The organism is Amycolatopsis jejuensis, from assembly GCF_000717335.1.
In the GTDB taxonomy this organism is placed as follows: Bacteria; Actinomycetota; Actinomycetes; order Mycobacteriales; family Pseudonocardiaceae; genus Amycolatopsis; species Amycolatopsis jejuensis.
Window position 1 is genome coordinate 48183 of record NZ_JNYZ01000010.1, and the last position, 22727, is coordinate 70909.

A 22727-nucleotide genomic window follows, 5' to 3' on the forward strand; every position below is an offset into this window, starting at 1 on the left:
CGAGGGTGTCACCAGGACACCGGAAGCGCGGCGGGACCGCGGAAGAAGGCGGCGGATTTCCAGTCGAACGCGCCGGAAATGCGGAGTCCGGGCAGCCGCCGGGCCAGGACCAGCAGGGTCTCCTGCAGTTCGGCCCTGGCCAGCGTGGCACCGAGGCAATGGTGGACCCCGTGGCCGAACGCGAGGTGGCCGCTGCTGTCGCGATCGGGATCGAGCAGACCCGGGCAGCCGTACCGGGCGGGATCCCGGTTCGCCGCGGCGAGAGCCACCAGGACCGGCTCGCCCGCGGGTACCACTTGACCGCCGACTTCGACGTCCTCCGCCGGGTACCGGGGCATTGCGGCGGCGACCGCCGTCGGCACGTACCGCAGCAGTTCCTCGACCAGCGGCCCGACGCGCTCCGGGTGCTCACGCAGCCCGGTCAGCTCGCCGGGAAGCTCGGCCAGCAGCACGAAGACGAAGTTGGCCAGCTGTGCGGCGGTGGTCTCGTAGCCGCCGACGAGAATGGCGATGCACAGCTCCACGAGCTCCTTCGGCGACGCACCCTCGCTGTTTTCGGTCAGCGCGCTGATCAGGTCGTCGGCCGGGGTCTCGCGGCGCATTGCGATCAGCTCGGCCATGTACCTGGCGAGCCGGGCAGTCGCCGCCGCGCCGGGGGTCCGGTCGCTGGTGGAGAGCAGGGCCTCGCTCCAGCTCCGGAATCGCCGCCGATCGGCTGCGGGTACCCCGAGCAGCTCGCAGATCACCTCGATGGGCACCGGAAGCGCGACGTACTGCACGAAATCCGCCGGTGCCCCCGCTCCGGCCAGCGCCGTCACGGCGGATTCGGCGAGGTCCCGGATCCGCGGGCGCAGCCGCTCGACCCGCGCCCGGGTGAACGCGCCCGTGACCAGCCGCCGCAGCCGCGGATGGTCAGGCGGATCCATGGCCACGATGCCGAGCGGCTTCTGCGGGGTCACCCGTGGCGAATCACGTTCGAGCGACGCGGCCCGGCCGAACCGGGGATCGGACAGCACGAAACGCACGTCGGCATGCCGGGTCGCGAGCCACGCCGGTTCGCCATAAGGCAACTGGACACGGACGAGCCCCGGCGCGTTCTGTGCTTCGGCATAAGCATCCGCAAGTTCAAGACCGGCCGATGAATTGAACGGGTACGTTTCAGACACCGGAATTCCCTCCTGCCGCCAGCATCGCGAGTGCGGCTTTGTCGACCTTCCCGAGCCCAGTGCGCGGGAAATCCCCCAGCACGCGAACGCGGTCCGGCAGTTTGAACGCGGCCACGCCGATCCGCCGCAGGTGGGCGACTAGATCGGCCCGGCCGGGTGGCTCGCCGGGTGCTAGTACGAAGGCGCAGGTGCGCTCCCCCAGCAGCTGGTCGGGGTAGCCGACGATGGCGACGTCGCGTACGTCCGGATGGGTCAGCAGCAGGTTTTCCACCTCCTCGACCGGGACCTTGTCTCCGCCACGGTTGATCACGTCCTTGCACCGGCCTTCCACCACCAGGTGGCCGGTGGGCAGCCGGCGGACGAGGTCGCCGCTGCGGTAGAACCCTTCCGGGGTGAACGCCCGGCGGTTCTCGTCCGGCGCACCGAAATAACCGCGGAGCGTGTACGGTCCGCGGACCAGGAGTTCGCCCGGCGCTCCCGCGGGTACCGGGCTTCCGTCCGGGCCGACCAGCAAGACCTCGTCGTCCTCGGACAGCGGAATGCCCTGGGTGCCGGTGACCAGGTCGTCGGGATCGTCGAGCCGGGTGAAGTTCAGCAGGCCTTCGGCCATGCCGTAGACCTGCTGGAGCGCCGCCCCCAGTTCCGGCCGGACCCGCCGTGCTGCCTCCTGTTTCAGCCGCGCGCCACCCGCCTGGACCAGGCGGAGACTGCTCAGGTCCGGTGCCAGCGACGGCACCGCGTCCAGCCACACCAGCACCAACGGGGGAACCAGGGCGACGGTCGTGACCCGCTCCTGTGCGATGAGCGGGAACGCCGTCTCGGGGTCTGCGCTCGTCGCGAGCACCACCGTGCCGCCTGCCCACAGCGTGCCGAGCAGGCCGGGGCAGGCGAGCGGGAAGTTGTGCGCGGCAGGCAATGCGACCAGGTAGACCGTCGTTGCGTCGAGCCCGGCGACCTCGGCGCTCGCTCTCAGGTTGTAGCTGTAGTCGTCGTGCGTGCGCGGGATGAGTTTCGGCAGGCCGGTCGTGCCGCCGGACAGGAGCAGCACCGCCACGTCCGACGGGTCCGCTTCGTCGACCTCATCGTCCACTTCGGACAGAAGATCGGCGAAACCTCGGTGTGGCCCCGGATCGTCGCCCACCACGAACACCAGCGGCAGGTCGAGCAGACCAGCCCGGTCGGTCACGAATGCCACCGATCCGGATGCCGCGGCCAGGTGGGTCAGCTCGCTCTCCCGATGCGCGGGCAACGCGAGCACCGGCACGATCCCCGCCCGGAAACAGCCGAAAAGCAGCAGCACGAACTCCGCGACATTGGGCAGGTGCACCAAGATCCGGTCTCCGGGCCGCAAGCCGCAGGCACGCAGACCCGCCGCGATCCGGTCGGCGTCCCGGTCGAGTTCGCGGTAACTCCAGCGCCGGTCGCGGTCCACCAGCGCGGTGGCAGACGGGGTGCGCCGGGCGCTCTCTCGCAGCAGGCTGCCGAGAGTCCGGCCTTGCCAGTACCCACGTTCCCGGTATCGCCGCGCGAACTCCGGTGGCCAGCCGGTCATGCGCCGACTCGCAGCGGCAAGGTCTGCAATCCGTGCATCGCGGTGCTGAACCGCCAGCTCAGTTCTTCCGGCGGCACCGCGAGTTCGATGCGCGGGAACCGCTCCAGCAGCTTGCCGAACGCGATCTCCCCTTCGAGCCGCGCGAGCGGGGCGCCGAGGCAGTAGTGGATGCCGTGCCCGAAAGCCAGGTGTCCACCGGCGCGACGGGTCACGTCGAGCCGGGCGGGCTCGGTGAACCGCGCGTCCCGGTTGGCCGCGAGCCACGACACCATCACGAACTGCCCGGCCGGGATCTCGACCCCGCCGAGCCGCACCGGTTCGGTGGTGTACCGGGGCGAGGACAGGTTGTTCGGCGTCTCATAGCGGAGGAACTCCTCGATCGCGCCGGGCAGCAGCGACCGGTCTGCCCGCAGCAGCGCCAGCTGGTCCGGATGCTGAAGCAGGGCGAGCAGGCCGCTGCTGATCAGGTTGACCGTGGTTTCGAAGCCACCGGTGAGCAGCACCACCGCGGTTGAGATCAGCTCCGGCCGGGAAAGCCGGTCACCGTCCTCGGTCACGTGTACCAGCCGGGACAGCAGATCGTCGCCCGGCTCTGCACGTTTGGCCTCGACCAGCTCGCCGAGGTAGGCGGCCATCCGCATCGAGGCGGCGCCGACCTCCTCCGGGCCGGTCGCCGCGACCATCGTGTGCGACCAGGCGGTGAACTCGTCCCGGTCGGAGAACGGGATGCCGAGCAGTTCGCAGATCACCCTGATCGGCAGCGGGTACGCGAACGCCGGCAGCAGGTCGACGACGTCCGGTCCGGCCATCTCGTCGAGCAGGTCACCGGCGATCTGCTCGATCCGGGGCCGCAACGGGGCGACCGTGCGAGTGGTGAACGCCGTCGCGACCAGCTTGCGGATCCGGGTGTGGTCCGGCGGGTCCAGGTTCAGCAGGTTTTTCGCCAGGTCCGGGGAAAACGCGCTTTCGGCGTCCTCGCCGAGGCGCAGCCGTTCGAGCCGGTCGTAGACGCCGTCGCTGGACAGCCGCGGGTCGGTCATCGCCGCGCGGGCTTCGGCGTAGCCGGTCACCAGCCACACCGGAAATCCGCCCGGGAGCACGACGAACCGCACCGGCGAGCCTTCGCGCAGCGAAGTGCCCACGGTGTGCGCGTCCTGGATGAACTCCGTGCCGAGCGGCAACGGGTGCAGATCGGTTTCCGTCATGGGTACTCCAGTCAGGCCAGGGACAGTTCAGGGCCGTAGCAGTCGGCCCAGTGGTGGAAGTCGAGGACGCGTTCCAGGCCGGTGCGCACCCCGCCGGTCACGGTTTCCGGCGGCCTGGCCACCGCGGCACGGACCCAGGCGGGGTCGAATACCTCGAACGCCGCAGTGCTGCGCTCGGCCAGTACTGCGCGAGCTTGGTCCTGCAGCGCGGCCGGGTACGCAGTGTCCTGAGTGGACGGATACGGGCTCTTCACCCGTTCGGCCACCGAGGACGGCAGCAGCCCGCCGACGGCTTGGCGCAACAGCCCCTTTTCCCGCCCGCCAAGGGTTTTGACCGGCCAAGGTGCGTTGTAGACGTACTCGACCAGCCGGTGGTCCGCGAAGGGGACCCGGACCTCCAGCCCGACCGCCATCGACATCCGGTCCTTGCGGTCGAGCATCGCGCGGACCAAGCGGGTGAGATGCAGGTGGCTGCTGGTCCGCATGCGCCGCTCGTGCTCGTCGTCGGAGTCGAGGTGCGACACCTTCGCGACAGCCGTGGCGTACTCGTCGGCGACGTAGGTGCCGATGTCCAGCGCCGTGCGTAATTCGGGGCGCAATGGGGCGGCGCGGTCGGCGGTGTAGGTGTTCTGGAACGCCAGCCACGGGAAGGTGTCCGCGTCCCGGGCGGCTGGATGGTGGAACCAGGCGTAGCCGCCGAACAGCTCGTCGGCGAACTCGCCGGACAGCGCGACCGTGGACTCCGCGCGGATCGCCTGGAACAGCAGGTACATCGAGCTGTCGATGTCACCGAGGCCGATCGGCATGTCGCGGGCGCCGACCACGGCCCGGCGCAACGCCGGGTCCACCAACGCGGCCGAGCCGAGGACCACATCGCGATGCATCGATCCGACGTGCGCGGTCACGTCCCGGATGAACGGCGAATCGGGGGTCTCCCGCAGTTCGTCGGGCCGGAAGTTCTCTTCGTAACCGGCGAAATCGACCGAGAACGACCGCAGTTTCCCGCCGTGTGCCGCCAGTTCGCGGGCCGCCAGCGCGGTGACGGCACTGGAGTCGAGGCCGCCGGAGAGCAGCACGCACTGCGGCACGTCGGCGACCAGCTGGCGGGACACGATGTCGTCCAGGAGCTCGGCGACGTGCGCCACCGCGGTCGCTTCGTCATCGGTGTGTGCCGTGGTTTCCAGCTGCCAGTACGTGCGGGTGCGGAGCCCGGCCCGGTCGACAGTCACCACAGAGCCCGGCTCGACCTCGGTCAGGTCCTTCCACAGTGACCAGCCGGGTGCCTTGGTGAACCCGACGAGCTCGCGCAGGCATCCGGTGTCGACGCGGCGGCGAAACGCCGGGTTGGCCAGGATCGCCTTCGGCTCGGAGCCGAACAGCACCCCGTCGGAAGTCCGGTGGCAGTACAGGGGTTTGACGCCCATCCGATCGCGCACGAGCACGAGCCGCGCGACCCGGTCGTCCCAGATCGCGAACGCGTACATGCCGTTGAGCCGCTCGGCGACCCCGTCTCCCCATTCCAGATAACCGCGCAGCACGACTTCGGTGTCGCTGTTCGTGGTGAACCGGTGCCCACCGGCGGCGAGTTCTGCGCGCAGCTCGGGGAAGTTGTACGTCTCTCCTGAATAGACGATCACCACCGGACCGTCCGGAGTGGACACTTCCATCGGCTGGCGCCCGCCCGGCACATCGATGACCGCGAGCCGGCGGTGCCCCAGCGCGACGTGCGGGCGGACCCACGTCCCGCCGCCGTCCGGGCCGCGCGCGGACATCGTCGCGGTCATCGCCTCCACCACGTCACGGCGTTCGGTCAGATCGGCGCCGAAGGCGACCCACCCGGTGATCCCGCACATCTCGAGTCCTTTCGTCAGGGCAATTGCGCGCCGAAGACGCGGTGCCCGAGGGTTTCCAGCGGATGTCCCGGCGGCGGCAGCTCCAGGCGGCGGACGACCCCGGCGCCGTCCAGCACGGCGTTCCACTGCGGCAAGGTCAGGAAGGTCGCTCCGGCTTCCGCGCGCGCGTCGTGCGGGCCGGTGAGCAGAAACGCCTGCGAGATGAGCACCCAGTGCTCCTCGGCAGTCGGCTCGGTGAGCAGCAGCCAGCCGCCCGGGGCCAGCAGCCGCACCAGCCGTGCGACCGACGCCGCGGTGTCCGTTGCCGCATTGAGTGCTCCGCCTGCCACCACCACGTCGAACGAGCCCGGCCGGTAGCCCTGGCCCTCCGGCTCGGCGTCGAAGTCGAGCAGGCCGTACTCCAGCCGGGTCCCGAACTCCGCCCGCGCTTGGTCGAGGAAGTACCGCGAGACGTCGGTGAAGACGTAGGTCACCGGGCGTCCGGCGAGTGCGGCGAGCACGGCTTCGGTGGTCGCCCCGGTTCCGGCACCGGCCTCCAAGACCCGCAGCGGCGCGTCGGCCAGTCCGGCGATCATCGCGGCTACCGCGCGGTGTTGGTAGCGGGCCGTGAGTCCTTCGCGGTAGACCGCGCGCGCCGCGTCCGGGCGACCTTGCGGAAACAGCAGCGACACCGGATCGCAGGTACCGCGAAGCAGCTCCGGCAGCCGGGTGGCGCAGGATTGCGCGTAATCCACCGTGCCGGTGGTGCCGAAGGCTTTCGACCAGGCTCGCCGGACCTCGTCCCATCGCGCTTCGAGCGCGCGGTATTCCTCCGGTGCCACGGTGACCCGCAACGCGCCTGCGTCCTCGTGCAGCAAGCCCTCCCGGCAGAGAGTGACCAGCCACCGGTCCAGCAGCGGCCGATACCTGGCGAGTGGCTGTGTCGCAGCGACGATCTCTGCGAAGGGGTGCCGGTCGCCGGGCTTGGCGAAGCATCCGACGCGGTGGAATGCGTTCAGCATCGACAGCAGTGCCACGCGACCGACGGCGACGGTCGCCGCCAGTTCCGCGTCGAGCGCGGCAATTTCGGTTTCTGCCGCACGGGTTGCGTCGGCGACGAGATCCCGGTCCTGTTCGAGCACTACCGGTTCCTGGCCGAGGTCGCGCCACGCTGCCCGTTCCGTTTCGGTGAGCGGCCCTTGGCAGACGACCTTGGTGAGCGCGCTCAGGTCGGTGAGGGCAGCGGCCGGGGTGAAGGGAATCGTGCGCGCGAGAGACGGCGAAAGCACCGCGGTGGTGACAGCTTCTTTCTCCAGCTGGGCCAGCACTTTCGCCGGGTGGGCATCGGGGTTACCGCGGACGACGATCTGCCCTCTTTCCCGCGCTGCTCGGGCCATTGTTTCGCCGTCTGGATCGGCGACGAAGACTGCAGTGGTCCCGATCGCGTCGCGTAGTTTGGCGCGGAACACCTGCTGCCCGCCGATGGCGTCCCCCGGCTCCACGATGAACCCGGCTGCCGAAAGCTCGGTACGCCAGGCGGTTTCGTCGAGGAAGAACCTTCCCTCCCGCGGAACCGGCTTACCCGGCTCCGGCGAAAGCAGGAACTGCATACCGGTGAGCACGGCCGGGTCCTCGGCGACGGATTCGGTGAACACCAGCTCCCCGCCGGGCGCGAGCAGGTCGCGGATCCGGCCCAGTGACTGTCCGATGTGGACGGCGTTGTGCAGCGCATGTCCGGCCAGCACGACGTCGGCCGAGCCGGGCGGGAACCCCTGTTCCGGGAACGGGCGGTTCAGGTCGAGGAGGCCGGTCCGCACCCCGAACCGTTCCGCGGCTCGGGTGAACAGCCGCGACACGTCGGTGAAGCAGTAGTCCGCGCCGGCGAGCTCTGGCAGCACCGCGGCGGTCAGGCGTCCGGTACCGCCGCCGATCTCCACCACCCGGGCCGGAGCGGCGGCGCGGACCAGGTCCGCGACGGTCGCGTTCAGCCGGTCGGTGATCACGTTGGTCTGGTAGGCCGCCAGCGCAGTGAGCACGTCGGTGCCGGAGAACAGGACGTCTTGGATCCGTACCTCGTCCCGAAGCAGCTCGGGAAGGCGTTCGAGCGCGCTTCGGTGCAGCGGCGCCATCTCCGGCGGAAAGCCGAGACTTGCATACAGCCCAGGGAGTTCCGCGAGATCAGGTTTTCCGTTCGGGGTGGACACCCCGGCGTCAGCGAGGACCTCCAGCCAGCGTTCCAGCAACCACCGGTGCCGTGGGGCGACTCGCAACGCCTCGGTGGCCGTGCCGGGAAGCACCACGTCGGCCATCGCGCCGAGGCACAGGAGACGGAGCCGGTGCAGGGCGTCGATCACAGTGCTCCTTCCTCGACCATCTCGGTCACCGGCCCGACCCGGCGCACGCGGACCGCGCCGACGCTCACCAGCCACTCCAAGGCCCAGCCCGGCTCGAGGATTTCGGCGGCGTAGTGCACTCCGGCGGGAATCCGGCCCTGCACCACGGCCAGCACCGCACAGGCCGCGACCGCACCGGTCACCTCGGCGTTCCCTGGCCCGGTGAGCACACTGGTGTCCCGCACCGGTACCCGTCCGCAGTGCCCTTCGACCTGCGCGACGACCGTGACCAGCGGCTTCCGCCCGGCGAGATCCAGGCGGCTGGCGCGGCAGAGCAGGTCGACTGCTTCGCTGGAACCAACTGCGTGCACCCGGTCGAACGCAGCGCGAACGTGATCGCCGCCAGCCACCGAGTACCACTCACCACGGACGAGCCCGAGGGCCCGCGCGAGCCGTTCGTCCTCCGTGCTGAGCAACGGGGTGACGGTGACCTCGCCGGGAAAGAAGGGCAGATCGGTCGCCGTCGTGCGAGTGAGCGCGCCCTCCCGCGGCCCACCCCGCCACGCCGCGAGCGGACGGATGCCGGTGGCCTGGAGGTAGTCCGCCGCGGCGGTCGGGGTGAAGCGGTCACGCAGCCCGAAGGAGACGGTGAGGGTACGGACGTCGACCCCGGATTCGGCCAGCACGCGGGGGAACAGGCCGGTCAGCCCAGGTCGCAGCCCGGCCGACAACACCACCCGCTGTCCCGGAGCGGCGTCCAGCCTGCGGTACAGCGGATCGTCGCCTGCCACGTCCACGTAGTCGGCACCGGCCCGAGCTGCCGCCCTGGCAATCCGGTCCCCGACGGCGTGGGCGGGCCCGGCACAGTTCAACACCACCCGGCAGCCACTGGCGAAATGGTCCACAGTGGACTCGTCACGGAAGTCGACCCTGCGGTAGTCCGCGCCGAGTGTGGCCGCCAATGCTTCTGCGGCTACCGGGTCACGACCGCCCACCCGCACCGGCAATCCGGCCGCCACCAACCGACGACACGCCGGGGTACCCACATCCCCGTACCCGCCGACAACCCCGATCACCGGCCCACCTCCGGCACCAACCGCCAGCCCCGGCCACGCCTCCGCTCGGCCCAGAAACCGGCGTACCGGCCGCCCGCCGCGAGCAGTTCCTCGTGCGTACCCCGTTCGGCGATGCCACCCTCGTCGAGGACCACGATCTGGTCCGCGGCCACGACCGTGGGCAACTGGTGCGCGATCACGAGCAACGTCGAGGTCTGCATCAGACTGCGCAGCGCGTTCTGCACATACCGTTCGTTCTCCGGGTCGAGCGCGGCCGTCGCCTCGTCCAGCAGCACGATCGGGGCGCGTTTCAGCACTGCCCGCGCCACCGAGACCCGCTGCCGCTCGCCACCGGACAGCGCGGTTCCGCCTTCGCCGACCCGGGTTTTCCAGCCCTGTGGCAGGCGCGCCACGATTTCCGTCACCCCAGCCAGAGCCGCGGCTTCCCGTACCTCCTCTGTGGAAGCGTCGGGCCGGCCGAGGAGGATGTTCGCCTCCAGGGTGTCGTCGAAGAGGTACACGTCCTGCATCACCAGGGAAATCTGCGCCATCAGGTCCACAGTGGACAGATCGCGGACGTCCGCCCCGCCGACCCGGACCACCCCGGCGTCCACGTCGAAGAACCGCATCACCAGCCGGGTGATGGTCGTCTTCCCGGACCCCGACGGCCCGACGATCGCGGTCATCGTCCGCGGTGGCACACGCAGGCTGACGTCCCGCAGCACCGGGGTCGCGCTCTCGTAACCGAAGCGGACCCCGGCGAGCTCGATCTCACCCGGACGCGGCACCGCGGCCGAGCCAGTCGCCTCCGGCAGTGGTTTCTCGTCGAAGAGCGCGGAAAGGCGCGCGAGATCGTTGCCTGCCATGCGCAGCATCCCGCTGTACCCGGCTGCCTCGGTGAGCGGTCCGACGAACCGCGCAGCCAGTGCGAGCAACGCGACCAGCGCCACCGGCTCGATCGCCGACCGCAGCACCAGCAGCACACCTACCGCAACCAGCGCGGCGAAACTCAGCTGCACGGCCAGCCCGTTGGCCAGCAACCGCGGCATGGTCTGGGCCAGCATCCGGCCGCCCGCCACCTTCTGCTGTTCGATCGCCTCGTCGAGCGGACGGTACCCGCCTGCGCCGCGGCCGAACGCCCGCAGGGTCTGCTGGGTACGGGCGAATTCGACCACCCGGTTACCCGCGAGCACACCTGCCGCGTCGCGTTGCTCTTCCGCGCGGCCCACCCACGACGACGACCAGCGGTGCATCAGGTAGATCAGCGGCGCGACCGCCACGACGACGAGGCCGAGCCGCCAGTCGTAGAAGAGCATTGCGACGCCGACGGTCGCGGGCGTGAGCACTCCGCTCGCGACCGGGGTGAGCAGATGCGCGAAAACGTTGGTGACCATGAACGTTCCGCCGGTCGCACTGCGCGAGAGCCGCCCGACCTTCTCCGACGTGAACCAGCCGAGCGGAAGCTTGGCCACGTGGTCGCCGAGCCGTCCGTGCAGTGAACCCAGGGTCACCAGTGCCAGCGCGAAACCCTTCATGGCCTGCTGGTACCGCGCAATGCAGGTCAGCAGCACGGCGCCGGCGAGCACGCCGAGCCACGGCGCGGCCCCGGCCGGGTCGCCGGACAGCACCGTCCGCAGCACCGGTACCACCAGTGCCATCGCCACGCCTTCGAGCACCGCGTAACCGGCCAGCCAGGCCAGATACGCCCGCAGCGCACCGCGGTGCTCCGGGCCGAGAATGCGGGCCAGGTGCTTGATCATCGGTCCCCCTCCGTTCCCTCGTGTGCCGCCCACATGGCCGCGTACCGGCCGCCTCGGGCCAGCAGTTCGGCGTGCGTGCCTTGTCCGGCGATCCGTCCCTCGTGCAGCACGACGATCCGGTCGGCGCCGGTGATCGTGGACAGCCGGTGCGCGATCACCAGTACCGTGCGGTCGCGGGCCACTGCCGTGAGCGCGTCCTGGATCTGGGCCTCCGACTCCGGATCGGCGTAAGCCGTCGCCTCGTCGAGCACCAGGACCGGAGTGTCGGCCAGCAGCGCACGGGCGATCGAAACCCGTTGCGCCTCGCCGCCGGACAACCGGGCGTCCGCCCCCACGACGGAGTCGTAACCACGGGGCAGCCGCAGGATCCGGTCGTGAATCCGGGCGGCAGTGGCGGCGGCGACCAGTTCCTCGTGCGTCGCGCCCGGACGGCCCAGCCGCAGGTTGTCCGCGACGGTCCCGTGCAGCAGCTGCACGTCCTGCAGGACGAACCCGGCCTGCCGGTACAGCCGCTCCGGCAGCACCTCCCGGACATCGACCCCGCCGACCCGCACCGCGCCCGCGGTCACGTCGTGGAACCGGAGCAGCAGCTTCGCGAGCGTCGACTTGCCCGCCCCCGAGCTGCCCACCAGCGCGGTCACCGTGCCGGGACGGCAGACCAAATCGATGCCCCGCACCACTTCCGCACCCGGTTCGTAGGCAAACGAAACGCCGTCGAACACCACCTCGCCGCCGTGCGGTTCCCGCGGCTTCTCCGGCACCGGCAGCGCCGGGGTTTCCAGCAGCGCGGTGATCCGCTCGGCGGCGGCGACCGCCTTCCGCTGCGCGGTGAGCCCCTGGTTGAGGACGAGCAAGGTCGACGGGATGACCACCGCGACGAGCACCTCCGCCAGTACGTCCACCGGCGCGACCCAGCCCTGCGCGACGAACCAGGTGCCACCGGCCAGCCCGGCCAGTGCGATCACCGGCACGGACAGCGCCATCGACGTCAGCGCTTCCAGCTTCAGCACCGGGCGGATCCAGCCCGCGTAGCGTTCGGCGAACCCGCCGACGGCGCGCCGGTACCCGTCGTGCGCGCGATCGGCCTGGCCGAACACCTTCACCACCGCGATGCCGTGCACGAACTCCGCGATCGCCGAGCTGACCTTGGCGAACCCGCGGTCCATTTCCCGCATCTTCCCGGTGAAGCCCCGCATCATGAACCCGTACGCGACGAGGTAGACCGGCAGCGTGGCCACCGCGAGCAGCGCCAGCCGCCAATCGACCCACAGCAGGTAGGCAAGTCCGCCCGCGGGCAGCACGATCGCCCCGGCCAGCTCCACGTCGTGGTGTGCCACCAGGTGGTGCAGATCGTCGATGTCGTCCAGCGCGGCCTTGCGTACGGCGCCGGAGTTCGTGTCGGTGTACCAGCCGAGCTCGATCCGGCCGAGCTTCGCGACCAGCAACCGGCGCAACCGGGCCTGCAACCGGTCGTCGGCAACATGGGTGAGCCAGAGCGCCGTGCCGTTGCAGCTCCAGCCGGCCACCAGCGCCACCGCCACGACCGCCGCGGTCAGCACTACCCGATCGCTGTCCAGCGGTCCCGGCGCGAGCAGTGCCCTGCCGAGCTCCGCGATGCCGACGAACGGCACCAGCGTGGTCAACGCCCCGATCGCGCCGAGAAGTACGCCGGTCCGGGTGAGCCAGGCAACCGGACGGCGTAACGCTTTCAGCGGCGGCACCCCACGTACTGCCGGAGCCGGTGCAGGACCCGTTGCGGTGTCGGGAGCTTCTTGCTCGGTGAGGGTCACGGTCGTGCCTCCGATCCGGCCGCGCGGCGCAGTGGCGCGGCCAGGTGCTCGGCCACCGCGGCGAGGTGCGGTGGCTGGATGACGCTGAAGTGGTTGCCGGGAACGTCGTGCACGGTGAACCGGCCGAGGCAGGTGCGTTCCCAGAACGGCGCGGCCAGATGCCCGACGCCGCCGGTGATGCCGAACGACTGCTGCTCGGCCGCGCGCAGGAAGGTCAGGTCACCGGCGTAGGGCTCGGGATCGAAGCGCGCGGCGATCATGCTGTGGCGGCACACGCGGTAGAGCGCAGGGACGAGTTCGGCATCGACCGGGAGCCCGGACTGCTCGGCCGCGGCGCGGGCATACCCGGCCAGCCGTTCCTCCTGCTGGATTTCAGCTCGCCGCCGGGCCGCGGCCGCCACTGCCGCCAGACCTGGATCACCGCCGAGTTCGGCCAGCGCTCCAGCCGGTACCCGGCCGCCGTACTCGGCCATCAGCAGTTCGACCGCGCGGTACACGTCGGCCGCGTCGACGTCCTCGCCGAACACCGCCGACACCGGGTCCAGGTCGAGGTTCGGCACGAAAATCGCTTCGAAAGCCAGTTCCTCGTCGGTCTCCAGGAACATCGGAATGCTGTCCACCAGGGTCAGGTCGACCACGTCGAGACCGCGTTCGGCCAGCCGTCTCGCCACCTCGACCGCGAGCAGGCCGCCGAGGCAGTACCCGACGAGCTGGAACCGGGAATGGCCTTCGGCGGCGAGGCTGCGGGCGTAGTCGTCGGCGACCGTGGAGAGCAGGCCGCCGGGAGACTGCGCGCAGTAGGCTTCCGCGTCCCTGACCGCCAGTCCGGTCACCGGGCCGAGATCCTGTACGGCAAGGCTTTTCCCGAGTTCCTGGAAGTAGTCCATCGTACCGAGCGCGGCGTGGAACAGCACACGCATCGGGCCGTCACCGTCCCCGCCGAAGGGCACCAGCAGCGCATTCCCCTGTCCGGCCCGGCGTGCGGCGGACGGCTCCGGCGCCGGGTCCGCCGCCAGCATCCGCGCGAGCGCCGCGACCGTCGGCTCGTTCAGCATCTGCCGCAACAACGTGTCGTAAGCGAAGCCCGCCGCCTCCGGGACCTCCTCGCGGAGCCGCCCGGCCATCCTTGCCATGATCAGCGAATCGGCACCGTGGTCGTAGAAGCTTTCGGTGCGGCCGATGCGGTTCGTTCCCAGTGCGTCGGCCCAGTGCGCGGTCAGCCGCTGCTCCAGGCCGCCACCGGTCGGCGCCTCGGGTTCGGCGGCAAGCTGCGCCGGACGCCATCCGGCGAGCACCCGCCGGTCGACCTTGCCGTTGGCCGTCACCGGCAGCGCGTCGACGACCTGCAGGCACCCCGGAACCATGTGTGCGGGCAACCGTTCGGCGAGGAAATCTTCCAGGTCGACGGGATGCACCGGCGTTCGATCGGTTTTGACCCGGGCAGCGAAAAGGTGCATGCCGTGCGCAGCAAGGGCGTGCTCGTCGCCGGGCAGGCACAGCACTTCCTCGGCACCCACGTCGGCGAGCAGTTCCCGCCACCGCGTGCGGGAAAGCAGCGGGCTGGGGCCGTGGTCGTCGTCGCCCGGACGCATCATGAACCCTTGGGTGAGCATGATGTTGGGGTGGCTGCCGGTGGGTTCGGTGAACACGAGCCAGCCGCCCGGGGCGAGCAGGTCGGTGATCGTGGTCAGCGCGGCCGCCGGATCCACGGTACTGCTCAGCACCCCCGCGGCCAGCACCACCTCCACCGAGTTCGGCGCGAACCCCTGCTCCCGGAGTTCACCGTCCACATCGAACAGTCCGAACCGGACTCCTTCGCCGCTGAATTCCGTGCGGGCAGCGGAAAGGTGGAACGCGGTGACGTCGGTGAAGTGGTAGTCCACGTCGTGCCCGGCGAGCAGCGGCAGCACCGAGGCGGTGGTGGCGCCGGTTCCCGCTCCTGCTTCGAGCACCCGCAACGGACGGCCACTGTCGTGGGCGGCGGCAATCCGGAGCAGGACTGCGGCCGCTCCCGCGTTGAGGTACCGCGCGGCCGGATCGTCGCGGTACACCGCATGCGCCGGTCCGGCCTGTCCCTCGGGGAAGAGCAGTTCGAACGGGTTCTGCTCGTCGTCCAGCAGGGCGTCCAGCCGGTCAGCGTGTGCCCGATGGTAGGCGACAAACTCCTTGGTACACAACCCTTCCCGGCTGCGGGCTTCCACTCGCTCCCATGCTTCGCGCACCTCGTCAGCACTCGGCACCGCCTGGTATCCGTCCACAAGAGACTCCAGCCACTGGCGGACCAGCCATCGATGCCGCCCGGCCACCCTGGCCGCGGACAGCACGTCGTCCGCCGATTCCGCCCCGGAAAACGCGCCCCGACCAGCGAGTGCGTGCAGCATCGAAAGCCGCGACGCGTGATGCAGTTCCTCGATGTACTTCCGCACGAGCGTGGGATCGGATTCGCCGATCTGTCGCTGCGCATGACGGCTCACCGTCTCCCGCAGCCGTTGCATGTCAACCGGTTCGGCAGTCCCGTGCGCCGGGACGGCGAACCCGAGCAAGCCGCCCTCTTCCCCGACCACGACCGCGGCTGCGCCCACCGCGGAATGTGTTTGCAGGACTGTCTCGATTTCGCCGAGCTCGACCCGGTGCCCGCGGATCTTGACCTGACCGTCCTCGCGGCCGAGGAACTCGATCTCACCACCCGGCAGGTAGCGGCCGAGGTCGCCGGTGCGGTAGAGCCGCGTGCCGTCGCGGGGATGGGTGACGAACTTCGCCGCGGTCAGCTCCGCATCGCCGAGGTAGCCGAGCGCGAGCCCGGACCCGGTGATGCACAGCTCACCCACTGTCCACACCGGACAGTCGCGAAAGGACTCGTCGAGCACACGGAAACCCTGGTTCCGCAACGGAACGCCGTACGGAATACTGGGCAACGTCGGGTCCACGTCGTCGATCGGGTGCACAATGGACCAGATCGACGCCTCGGTCGCACCGCCGAGCGACACCGTTTCCAACCCGGGTACCAGCTCCTTCGCTTTCCCGGGCAGCGGTACCGGAATCCAGTCCCCGGACAGCAGCGCCAGCCGCAGCGACGGCAGCGCCATCGGGTCGGACTCCAGGTACCCGGTGAGCATCTGCAGCTGCGCGGGCACGGAATTCCACAGCGTGACGCCGTGCCGGGCGACGAGGTCCGCCCAATGCGACGGGTCGGCTCCTCGCGCCGGATCCGGCAGCACCACCGCGCCGCCCGCGGCCAGCACGCCGAACACGTCGTACACCGACAGGTCGAAACCCAGCTGCGCCAAGCCGAGTACCCGGTCGTGCGGGCCGACCGAGAACCGCTCGGAGATGTCGTCGATGGTGTTCAGCGCCGCCCGGTGGCTGATCACCACTCCCTTCGGTGCCCCGGTGGACCCGGAGGTGTAGATGACGTAAGCAGGCGCGTCCGGGTCGCCCGGGACGACGGGCGGAATGTCGGCCTCCGGAGTCAACCGATCGACTCGGGTCAGCACGTGCCGCACCCCGGCCCCGGCGATGACCTTGTCCCGGCGCAGGCGTGGCTGTGTGGTGTCCAGCGGGAGATACGCGCGCCCGGCCAGCAAGACCCCCAGCGCGGCGGCGAGCTGGTCGGGGCCTTTGTCCATCACCACCGCGACCGGCTCGGGACCGGCCGGCAGTGTGGCCGCCACCGCACCGGCGCGCCGAGCCAGGTCACCGTAACTGAGTTCACCGGCCGCCGAGATCACTGCCACCGCGTCCGGAGTACGTGCGGCTTGTTCGAAGAAACCCTGGTGCAGCAAGGCATCCCGCAGCGGTCCGGCGGTGTCGTTCACCTTGTCCCGCTCGGCGACCTGCCAGGACGGCAATGCCACCGGCTCCTCGGCGAACCACGCCTGCTCCTCGTCGGCGAGGGCGCTCAGCACGGCGGAGAACGCGTCGAACATGTCCGCCACGAGACCGTCCGGGAAGATGCCCTGCCGTTCGTCCCAGTCCACGACCAGTCCTTGCGCACCGTCGTTCACCTGGCAGTCCAGGAACACCTGCGGGGTCTGGGTGATACCCGCACCGAGCCGCCGTCCGCTCGCCGGTGCGTCGCCGGGACCGAGTCCGAGCGCGCTCGTGAAAACCACCGGCAGCAAAGCCTGCTCGCGACCACGAGCCCGCGCCACCTCACGCAGCACCTCAACGCCGGAATACAGCCGATGCTCGAGGTCCGCGAACAACTGCGCACCCAGCCCGCGTACGCGATCCAGGAAACTCTTGCCCGCCAACGGTTCCACGGCGAGAACGCTGACCGAGGTGAAGTCGCCGACGATCCGGTCGACGGCCGGGTGCAGCGGCAACCGGTTCAGCAACGTGACATTCAGGCTGAACCGGCCGCCACGGCTCCATCGGTCCAGCACCGAGGCGTAGGCGGCGAGCACCACATTGCCCGCGGTGACGCCGTGTGCGGCAGCGCGTTCCCGCAGCCGGGACCACTCCTCGGCAGCCAGCCGGAAGCGATGCCGCCGGAACCGGACCGGGCCGTCGTCCTCCGGATGCGGTGCCGACGGCAGTTCGGGTGCGGCGGGCAGCTGGTCGATCCGGGCTCGCCAGTACTCGCGATCCCGCTGGTACCGCGCGGTGTCGCGGTACCGCCGCTCGGCCAGCAGGTAGTCCCGGAAGGTGAGGTCGAGCGGCGGCAGCTCGCCGCCTGCGACGAGGGTGTCGAACTCGTCCAGCAGGATCGCCGCGCTCCCCCAGTCCGCGATGAGCGAATCGAGCGAGATGTGCATACGGTCGCCCTCGGCGGTGCGCACGATCCGCGGTTCGAACAACGGCCAGCGCGTGGTGTCGTAGACGCGATGGCCGAGTTCCTCGCGAATCCGATCGATCTCGGCGGCCGGGTCGGCGGCAGTCCGCAGGTCGTGCACCGTGATCCGCAACGGCGGCACCTCGGGCAGAATCCGCTGGTACCCGTCCTCCTCGAGGACCGCGCGGAGCATGTCGTGCCGCGCGACGAGGACGTTCCACGCCGTCTCAGCTGCCTCGGGATCGAGAACCGGGTAGTGCACTTCCAGGTAGCCGTGACAGGCGACGCCGCCGTAGCCGAAGGAAGCGCGGCGCCCGAGCAGGTACGCCGTCTGCACATCGGTGAGCGGGAACGGCTCGTGCCGCGCCGCCGGGTCCGGGACGACGACCGGTTCCTCCGCGTCGAGCAGGCCGAGGATCTCGTCCCGGTGCTCGGCGAGCGCCTCCCGGCGGGTGCCGGTGAGCACGCCCTTCGGCGCCCGGAAGCGAAGCCGTCCTTCCTGGGCCCAGAGCTGCACCCCCAGGTCCTGGAGTTCGCTGATGAGCTGGTGTGCGGTCATGGTCGGAGCACTCCTCGTCGGTCCGCTGCACCGAGCAGGCGCAGGACGGATTCGCTGGGTTCTTCGTTGTCCGGCAGCAGGTCTTCGGCCCGGCCACACGCGGCGACGCGGCCCTCGGCGAGCACGAGCAGGTGATCCGCCGTGGTGGCCGCGACCCGCGGATCGTGCGTGACGAGCACGACGGCCAGGCCGAGCGCGGTCTGCAGTTCCGCGAGCAGATCGAGAATCCCGGCCTGGGTCTCCTCGTCCAGCGCGGCCGTCGCCTCGTCGCAGATCAGCACCTCCGGCTGCGCAGCCAGCGCCCTCGCCACCGCGACGCGCTGCCGCTGCCCGCCGGACAGTTCACCGGGCAGCCGCCCCACACACGAGGCAGGAAGGTGTACCGCGTCGAGCAGCCTGGCAATCTCGCTGGTCCGGGACACCGGGTCGCGCATCCTCAGCGGACGGTCGAGCGCGGTCCGCACGTCCTGTCGCGGGTGTAGTGCTTCGGCCGGGTTCTGCGCGACCAGGCCGAGCGCGGCCCGCTGCTGCGGCGTACGGCGCCGGACGTCGGCCGCCAACGCGGTGCCGTCCAGGAGGATTTCCCCGCCACCGTCCGGATGCAGGCCGACGAGCCGCCGGGCGAGCGTGCTCTTGCCCGCGCCGGACACGCCGAGCACGGCAAGGCATTCCCCGGCCCGCACCTGCAGGTCCACGCCGGAGAGCACCTCTCGCTTGCCGTGCCGAGCAGAGAGCGCACGGGCCGACAGCACCACCGGCTGGGTACTCGGCTGCGTTGCCCGGCGCCGGAGCGGGCGGACCGGCGCGCTGCTCTCGACAATCCGGCCGGAGTCGACAGTGACGACCCGGTCCACGCCGGACTCGACGTCGTGACTGATCCACAGCAGCGCAACGCCCTCGCTGCGCAGCCGCGCCAGCTCGGCCGCGACTTCCCGGGTAGCCACCGGGTCGAGCGCCGACGTGGGTTCGTCCAGCACCAGCAGCCTCGGCGAACGAGCCATCGCCGCAGCGAGCACGACGCGCTGCTGCTGCCCGCCGGACAGCTGGTGCGGATAGCGGCGAGCGAACGAAGCCGGGAGCCCCACGCGTTCCAGCAACGGCCCGGCACTGCGTCCCCCGGCAACCCGCAGGATCGACCCGACCCTGGCGTACGGGTTGAGCACCGCACCCGGGTCCTGGCCGACGTAGCCGACGATCCCGCCGCGGACCCCGGGCGCGGGTTCCGGAAGCATGTCGCGCCCGTCGACCCGGACCACGCCGGACTCGTAACGCACCCCAGGACGCAGGTGTCCGAGAACGGCAAGCGCGGTGGTCGTTTTGCCCGAACCGGAACGGCCTGCGAGCCCCACCGCCTCGCCCGCTGCGATCTGCAGGTCGATTCCGTCGAGAAGCCGCGTACCGGCCGCGCTGAGCCGCAACCCCTGGATGTCCACCAGGCTCACGCGAGCACCCCCCTGGCCCGCGCACCGGCGCCGTCGGCCAGCAGATTCGCCGACACGGCAAGCAAAGCGACCCCGAGCATCGGGCCGAGCAGCGCCCACGGCTGCAGTGCTACGCCCGGCAACGCCTCTGCGATCAGCAGTCCCCAGTCCGAATCGGAGGTGCTCAAGCCCAGGAATCCCGCTGCCGCCACGAGGTAGACCGCGGATACGAAACGCACTCCCAGGTCGGCCAGCAAGGTCGCCGCCACCAACGGCAGTACTTCCCGTCCCAGCAACCACATCCAGCCCTCCCCGCGCAGCACGGCGGCCTCCACGTGCGCCCGCCCGGCCACCTGGTCCCCGGCGGCGCGCGCGACGCGAGCGGACAGCGGGAGGCCGGACATCACCACCGCGAGTACCAGCCCGGTACGGTCCGGCAGCGCGGTGAGGATCAGCAGCAGCACCAGGATCGGCGGCACCGAGGCGAGTACGTCGAGCGGGCGCATCACCAGCGTTTCCGCCCACCGCGTTGCCGCCAGCGCGGTGAACAGCCCCGCGGCCGCACCGGCCACCGTGCCGAGCACCGCCGCACCGGCGCTGGTCAGCAGCAGTGACCTGCCCCCGGCCAGCATCCGGGACACGACGTCACGGCCGAGCTGGTCGGTGCCGAGCCAGGTATCGGTACCCGGCGCGGCAAACGGGGGTCCCACCGGAGCCGTGGCGGAATACGGCGCCAATGCCGGACCGGCCAGCACCACGACGAGCACCACCACGAACAGCGCCCACCCGATCCGGGTCATCGCGACCACCTCATCCGCGGAGTCAGCAGCACCGCCGCCAGATCGGCCACCACCAGCGCGAACACCGTGACCGCACCGAGAATCAGCACCAGCGCCTGCACCACCGGCAGGTCAGCGCTCAGCACCGACGAAACGAGCAGCTCCCCGAGACCCGGGTAACCGAACACCCGCTCGACGAGCACCGTCCCGCCGAGCAGACCGGCCGCGGTGACCGCCCACACCTGCACCGCCACCGGCGCAACCGCAGGTACCACCACATGCCGCAACACGGTGCGCGACGGAATTCCGCTCAACCGCAGGAATTCCACCGGCGCCGAGCGCAACGCCGCCACCGCGGTGCCGCGGATCACCCGGATCGCGTAAGCCAGCCCGGAAAGCAGCAGGCTCAGCACCGGCAGCACCAGCGCGGACGGCCGGTCGAGCGGACTCGTCCCCGGCGGTACGAACGAGATGGCCGGGAAGATCGGCAACACGACGGCGAACAGCACCACCAGCCCTGCGGCGACGACGAACTCCGGTACCGACACCAGCAGCAGCGCACCAGCGGACACCATCCGGCGGTTCGCCGCCACCACCCCGAGCAGGAGCGACAGCGGCATCAGCAGCACCACCGCCAGACCGGTCAGCAGCACCGAGTTCCCGACGCGATCGGACAGCATTTCGCCGACCCGCCGCCCGGTCGCCGACGTTCCGAAATCACCGCGCAGCACCCCGGCCGCCCATTCGGCGTAACGCCCGAGCACCGGCCGGTCGAGCCCGAGGTACTGCCGGGCCTGCGCGATCCGCTCGGGGGTCGCGGACGGGCCGAGGCGCGCCGTCGCCGGGTCCCCCGGCAGCAGGTCGACCCCGACGTAGACCAGGAACGACAACAGCGCCAGCACTACGACACCCAGCACCAGCCGCCGGACGACCAGTGCGCCGGCTCGGCTCATGCGAGACCGGCCTTGCCGAGGTACGGGTACTGCGCCTGGTCGTGCACTTCGATCCCGGTCACCTCCGCCCGCGACAGCGAGAGGATGTCCGCCTCACCCCATACGACGGTGTTCCCCTTGTCCGCCATCAGGTTCTGCACCTGCTGCCAGGTCCGGACCCGGTCGGCTTCGCCGGTCGCGGCCATCGCCTGCGCGAGCGCCGCGGAGAAGTCGGCGTCGGGCAGCACGAGCGACGGGATCCCGGACAGCCGCCCGTAAGCCACTGCCAGCGGGTACGTGCCGATCGAGAAGGTCACCGAGTCCGCCGCGGCAAGTGCGGCCGGTTCGAAGAACTCCGCCAGACCGACCAGCTGTGGCTGCACGTCGAGGCCGAGTTCCTTCATCTGCTCCGCGAACAGCTGGGTCGACGCGTTGTACCCGGTCTGGTACTCCGCGGACCGGGCGATCACCTTCACCCCCTCCGCGCCCGCTTCCCGCACCAGCCGGCGGGCCTGGTCGACGTCGCGCGCCAAGGGCGGCCGGTTGTCGAAATAGCGACTGCCGGCGCCGAAAAGGTCGTTACCGGGCACGCCGTACCCGAGGAACACGGTGTTCACCAGCGCCTGGCGGTCGATGCCCAGCCGCACTGCCCGTCGCAGCCGGGCATCGGCGAACGGCGGTTTGCGCGCGTTGAGCACGAAGGCGAAACCCGTGCGGTTCGCCGGTCCTGCGGTACGGACCTCCAGCCCGGACGCGGGACGACCGGCTTTGGCCGTGGTGAACGGGATGTCCCCGGTGTAGTCGGCCAGGCCGGTGGTGACGGCATTCACCTGCGCCTGCGCGTCGGCAAGGCTGAGCAGCACCATCTCGTCGGCAGGCGCGGCCTCGCCCCAGTACTCGGGAAAGCGGGTCAACCTGCTTTCCCGTCCCGCCTCGAACGCGCGCACGCGGAACGGCCCGGTGCCCACCGCCTTGTCCGCGGTGAACGACGTGGCTCCCTCTTTGACCATTTTCGCCGGGAAGGCGGCAAGGAGCAGCGCCGGATCGCCGACCGCCGTGCGCGCCGGAACCCGCACTGTCTTGGTGTCGACGATTTCGACCTTCGTGAAGTCGAAGTACGTGGACAGCTCACTCGGGTGTGGTCGTCCGGGCGAACTCATATACGTGAAGCTGTACGCCACATCCCGCGCGGTGAACGGGGTCCCGTCGTGCCAGCGCACGCCTTCGCGCAGATGCAACAGGAACGACCGGCCGTCCGCTGCGTTGTCCAGTGATGTGGCCAGCGACGGCACGGCCGCGCCGTCCTTCTGCACGAACAGCGAGTCGTACACGATGTCATTGCGGACGAAGTCGATCGGCGCGCCACCGGCATACGGGTCAAGGCTTTCCGCAGCGCCGCCGCCGGTGAAGGCGACCCGCAGCACCCCACCGCGGCGCGGCAGCCGGGTGTTCGAAGCCGACGTCGGCGCGACGGCACCGCCGGTACCGCAGGCGGCCAGCAGGGTCGCGGCACCGGTCATCCCGGCGAGCCGGAAGAACTCGCGACGGGGATGGGACATGGTTTTCTCC

Annotated in this window: 13 protein-coding genes; all 13 read right to left on the reverse strand. The window is 70.6% G+C overall.

Going from position 1 to position 22727, the window contains the following annotated elements; all coding sequences use genetic code 11:
* Positions 1 to 8 precede the first annotated feature (8 nt).
* From OO71_RS13890 to OO71_RS13955, 13 genes are read right to left on the reverse strand one after another with little or no spacing between them, the layout of a single operon-like run.
* The gene (locus OO71_RS13890) at positions 9 to 1166 is read right to left on the reverse strand and encodes a cytochrome P450 (protein ID WP_245633660.1); all 1158 of its coding nucleotides are present in this window, start codon (positions 1164 to 1166) and stop codon (positions 9 to 11) included.
* Positions 1159 to 2718, reverse strand: a complete 1560-nt coding sequence (locus OO71_RS13895; RefSeq protein WP_033290182.1) for a (2,3-dihydroxybenzoyl)adenylate synthase — start codon at positions 2716 to 2718, stop codon at positions 1159 to 1161. Before OO71_RS13895 ends, OO71_RS13890 begins: the two co-directional genes overlap by 8 nt.
* Positions 2715 to 3923, reverse strand: coding sequence for a cytochrome P450 family protein (locus OO71_RS13900; protein WP_033290183.1), 1209 nt, complete (start codon positions 3921 to 3923; stop codon positions 2715 to 2717). Before OO71_RS13900 ends, OO71_RS13895 begins: the two co-directional genes overlap by 4 nt.
* A gap of 11 nt (positions 3924 to 3934) precedes the next feature.
* Positions 3935 to 5776: an asparagine synthase (glutamine-hydrolyzing) gene (gene asnB, locus OO71_RS13905; protein WP_033290184.1), complete on the reverse strand. Its 1842-nt coding sequence runs from the start codon at positions 5774 to 5776 to the stop codon at positions 3935 to 3937.
* A 14-nt stretch (positions 5777 to 5790) separates the two neighbouring features.
* Complete coding sequence (locus tag OO71_RS47345) at positions 5791 to 8109, reverse strand: class I SAM-dependent methyltransferase (RefSeq protein ID WP_051791531.1); 2319 nt, start codon at positions 8107 to 8109, stop codon at positions 5791 to 5793.
* The gene (locus tag OO71_RS13920; RefSeq protein WP_033290185.1) at positions 8106 to 9164 is read right to left on the reverse strand and encodes a saccharopine dehydrogenase NADP-binding domain-containing protein; all 1059 of its coding nucleotides are present in this window, start codon (positions 9162 to 9164) and stop codon (positions 8106 to 8108) included. Before OO71_RS13920 ends, OO71_RS47345 begins: the two co-directional genes overlap by 4 nt.
* Positions 9161 to 10903, reverse strand: a complete 1743-nt coding sequence (locus OO71_RS13925; protein ID WP_033290186.1) for an ABC transporter ATP-binding protein — start codon at positions 10901 to 10903, stop codon at positions 9161 to 9163. Before OO71_RS13925 ends, OO71_RS13920 begins: the two co-directional genes overlap by 4 nt.
* Positions 10900 to 12693, reverse strand: coding sequence for an ABC transporter ATP-binding protein (locus OO71_RS13930; protein ID WP_211260520.1), 1794 nt, complete (start codon positions 12691 to 12693; stop codon positions 10900 to 10902). Before OO71_RS13930 ends, OO71_RS13925 begins: the two co-directional genes overlap by 4 nt.
* On the reverse strand, positions 12690 to 18026 hold the full coding sequence (locus OO71_RS13935; RefSeq protein ID WP_033290187.1) for a non-ribosomal peptide synthetase: 5337 nt from the start codon (positions 18024 to 18026) through the stop codon (positions 12690 to 12692). The genes OO71_RS13930 and OO71_RS13935 overlap by 4 nt, the downstream gene beginning before the upstream one ends.
* Positions 18023 to 19468: an ABC transporter ATP-binding protein gene (locus tag OO71_RS13940; protein ID WP_051791532.1), complete on the reverse strand. Its 1446-nt coding sequence runs from the start codon at positions 19466 to 19468 to the stop codon at positions 18023 to 18025. The genes OO71_RS13935 and OO71_RS13940 overlap by 4 nt, the downstream gene beginning before the upstream one ends.
* Positions 19465 to 20247: an ABC transporter permease gene (locus OO71_RS13945; RefSeq protein ID WP_033290385.1), complete on the reverse strand. Its 783-nt coding sequence runs from the start codon at positions 20245 to 20247 to the stop codon at positions 19465 to 19467. The genes OO71_RS13940 and OO71_RS13945 overlap by 4 nt, the downstream gene beginning before the upstream one ends.
* Complete coding sequence (locus OO71_RS13950; RefSeq protein ID WP_033290188.1) at positions 20244 to 21179, reverse strand: ABC transporter permease; 936 nt, start codon at positions 21177 to 21179, stop codon at positions 20244 to 20246. The genes OO71_RS13945 and OO71_RS13950 overlap by 4 nt, the downstream gene beginning before the upstream one ends.
* Positions 21176 to 22717, reverse strand: coding sequence for an ABC transporter substrate-binding protein (locus OO71_RS13955; RefSeq protein ID WP_033290189.1), 1542 nt, complete (start codon positions 22715 to 22717; stop codon positions 21176 to 21178). Before OO71_RS13955 ends, OO71_RS13950 begins: the two co-directional genes overlap by 4 nt.
* Positions 22718 to 22727: the final 10 nt, after the last annotated feature.

Bases quoted from the DNA above. Each gene is read 5' to 3' on its own strand.
- OO71_RS13950 (WP_033290188.1), bottom strand. From the start codon at position 21,179: ATGAGCCGAGCCGGCGCACTGGTCGTCCGGCGGCTGGTGCTGGGTGTC.
- OO71_RS13935 (WP_033290187.1), bottom strand. From the start codon at position 18,026: ATGACCGCACACCAGCTCATCAGCGAACTCCAGGACCTGGGGGTGCAG.
- asnB (WP_033290184.1), bottom strand. From the start codon at position 5,776: ATGTGCGGGATCACCGGGTGGGTCGCCTTCGGCGCCGATCTGACCGAA.
- OO71_RS13945 (WP_033290385.1), bottom strand. From the start codon at position 20,247: ATGACCCGGATCGGGTGGGCGCTGTTCGTGGTGGTGCTCGTCGTGGTG.
- OO71_RS13955 (WP_033290189.1), bottom strand. From the start codon at position 22,717: ATGTCCCATCCCCGTCGCGAGTTCTTCCGGCTCGCCGGGATGACCGGT.
- OO71_RS13900 (WP_033290183.1), bottom strand. From the start codon at position 3,923: ATGACGGAAACCGATCTGCACCCGTTGCCGCTCGGCACGGAGTTCATC.
- OO71_RS13895 (WP_033290182.1), bottom strand. From the start codon at position 2,718: ATGACCGGCTGGCCACCGGAGTTCGCGCGGCGATACCGGGAACGTGGG.
- OO71_RS13925 (WP_033290186.1), bottom strand. From the start codon at position 10,903: ATGATCAAGCACCTGGCCCGCATTCTCGGCCCGGAGCACCGCGGTGCG.